This is a genomic window from Collimonas sp. (genome assembly GCF_044339385.1).
Taxonomy (GTDB): domain Bacteria; phylum Pseudomonadota; class Gammaproteobacteria; order Burkholderiales; family Burkholderiaceae_D; genus Collimonas.
The window spans coordinates 1-2,648 of the sequence record NZ_JBIIVN010000227.1; the positions used below are offsets into that span (position 1 = coordinate 1).

General features: G+C 52.6%; 1 protein-coding gene and 1 pseudogene. One reads left to right on the plus strand and one right to left on the minus strand.

Annotated elements, in window-relative coordinates; all coding sequences use genetic code 11:
* Positions 1–323 precede the first annotated feature (323 nt).
* On the minus strand, positions 324–1,217 hold the full coding sequence (locus ACIQ0R_RS12185) for a YicC/YloC family endoribonuclease (protein ID WP_395827821.1): 894 nt from the start codon (positions 1,215–1,217) through the stop codon (positions 324–326).
* Between the two features lie 139 nt (positions 1,218–1,356).
* On the opposite strand from ACIQ0R_RS12185, the pseudogene ACIQ0R_RS12190 reads away from it, so the two are divergent.
* Positions 1,357–2,369, plus strand: a pseudogene (locus tag ACIQ0R_RS12190) (serine/threonine protein kinase).
* Positions 2,370–2,648 lie beyond the last annotated feature (279 nt).

Sequence of the window (2,648 nt, forward strand, 5' to 3'; positions counted from 1 at the left end):
CAATCAGGTCTTCAGGTTTCTTGTAGTTGGTCAAGCAGGCTGTCCGCCAGCTTGACCAACTCAGGATCGGGCTTGGCCCGTTTGGTGCGTTTTACGTAGGTCATTTTTTCCTCTATGGTGGCAGTGTGCTGCCAAATGACCGTTTACACAAAACTAATTACATCCTCGCCTGATCTCGAAAATTTTCGGCACCAGGTAAAAAGGCGTTGCAGATATCTCATCTGCAACGCCTTTTTTGCATGCGGCTAGTAAGTTGTCAGTTGTTGGCTCGCTTGTTATCGCTCTTGTTATCTTTCTTGTTATCTTTCTTGTTATCTCGGTTTTTATTCGAGATTTTGCACTTGCTCGCGCATCTGGTCGATCAGTAGTTTCAACTCCATCGATGCATCCGCCAATTCCTTGATAGCTGCCTTGGAGCCGACAGTATTTGCTTCGCGATTCAATTCTTGCATCATGAAATCCAGGCGCTTCCCAACTTGGCCGCCTTTTTTCAGGATGCGCCGGGTTTCGCTCAGATGCGCTGCCAGTCGCGACAATTCTTCGGTAATATCAATGCGGATGCCGTACAGCGTGACTTCCTGGCGAATTCGGTCCAGCGCTTCTTCGCGCGACAGGTTGGCGTTGGTGGCTTCCGGTTGTGCCAGTCCAAGCGCCTCTTGCATGCGCTCGATGGCTTTCTGCTGAAATTGCGCGACTACTTGCGGTACCAGCGGGGTAATCCGCCGTACGATCGCTTCCATAGCGTCGATACGGGCGATTAAGGTAGCTTGCAAGGCTGCTCCCTCGCGTGCGCGCGATTCCACGAATGCTTCCAGGGTGGCGCTCATGGTGGCCTGAATATCGGCCTGCAAGGTATCCTGGCTAATCACGGCCTCTTCTATGACTCCCGGCCAGCGCAGCAATTCGTTGACGGTCAGCGGTGCCGCGTCAGCGAATTGCCGGCGTACGGTGCTTTGTAAATCGGCCAGCGCAGCCAGTAGCGTCGTGTTGAGCGCCTGCGATGCGCCGCAAGCGGTCTTGCGTCCGAAACTCAATCGGCATTCCACCTTGCTGCGCGCAATGCGGCCGACAATGGCCTCACGCAGCCCCGGTTCCAGCGAACGCAGGTCGTCGTTGATGCGGAATTGCAGGTCGAGAAAGCGCGAATTGACACTCTTGATTTCAATGGTAATCGTGCCGGCGGCAGTTTCGCGATTGTTGACGGCATAGCCGGTCATGCTGCATATAGTCAAAATGCGGTCCTTTGTTTCTGGGTTGCAAGGGTTTTTCTTTACAAATCAGCGATTTATCAAGACAATCTGTACACCATTGACTAGGGTAGGATCGCATGGCCGCACAAAACAATGCTCCATTGCAATGCTCCATTGCAATGCTCCATTGCCTGACGGACTGAAAATTGCTGGATACCGCATTGTAAAGAAGATTGCATCGGGTGGGTTCAGTATTGTCTATCTGGCATACGACGAGGACGGCAACGCCGTCGCCATCAAGGAATATTTGCCGAGTTCGTTGGCGTTGCGCCAATGGGGAGAGCTGGCGCCGGCAATTTCGCCGCAGAACCTGCCGACCTTCCGCATCGGCCTTAAGTGTTTTTTCGAAGAAGGCCGCGCCTTGGCGCGCATCGCCCACCCGAATGTCGTCAGTGTGATCAATTTTTTCCGCGCCAATGAAACGGTATATATGGTGATGGCCTACGAGTCGGGGCGCTCACTGCAAGAGCATATCTTGCGCCGCCGCGACAAGGGCGAGAATCCATTAGTGTCAGAAAAATTCATCCGTAAAATGTTCCGTCACGTGATGAACGGATTGCGCGAAGTGCACACGCATAAACTGTTGCACCTGGATCTGAAGCCGGCAAATATTTATTTGCGCGCTGACGTACGCCAATCCTGCTGGACTTTGGCGCTGCACGGCAGACTCTGCGTTCCGATTCGCCGAAACTGTATCCAATGTACACGCCAGGTTTCGCCCCGGCCGAATTGTATGAGCGCAACGGTAATCTCGGTCCGTGGACCGATATCTACAGCATCGGCGCTTCGATTTTTGCCTGCATGGTCGGGGTTCCGCCGCAGCCGGTCGATCAGCGCAAGGTTAACGACCGGATGGAAGGCCATTTCCGCAAGCTGGAAGGCTTGTACTCGCCGGAGCTGATCCAGGTGGCGCGCTGGTGTCTGATGATCGATCCGCTGCAGCGGCCGCAAAGCGTATTCTCGGTGCAGCGGGCGTTGATGGAGCCCGTGCAGGAGGAACAGGTCAGCCTGCGTGAGATGGTGACGCGCAAGTTCCGCAGCGTATTTTTGACGCACATCCAATTTCGCAAGAAAGCTGCTGACGGTCCAAATACGACGATTCAGGAAAATACTCTTTAATGTAACCTTTGATATCCGCTTTGATATCCGCTTTAATGTCTCCTTTAATGCTCGCCGCCGATGCGCTGCGTGATTAAATCGTTCCTGTATTTTTTTAAATCCCGTTTTTCTGCATTTTTTTGCATTTTTCTGTATCTTTAACAAGTGTCACTTGTTGGCGCTAATTGAATCTTGACCCAGCCTGCTGATCGAAATGTGACCCAGGGCTGGTCGCTGCGTTTTGAGTTAGCAGCTGTGGATAAGTCTATCAAACAGTTGGTGTTGAAGCACTCCTTTTTT

Bases quoted from the DNA above. Each gene is read 5' to 3' on its own strand.
- ACIQ0R_RS12185 (WP_395827821.1), bottom strand. From the start codon at position 1,217: ATGACCGGCTATGCCGTCAACAATCGCGAAACTGCCGCCGGCACGATT.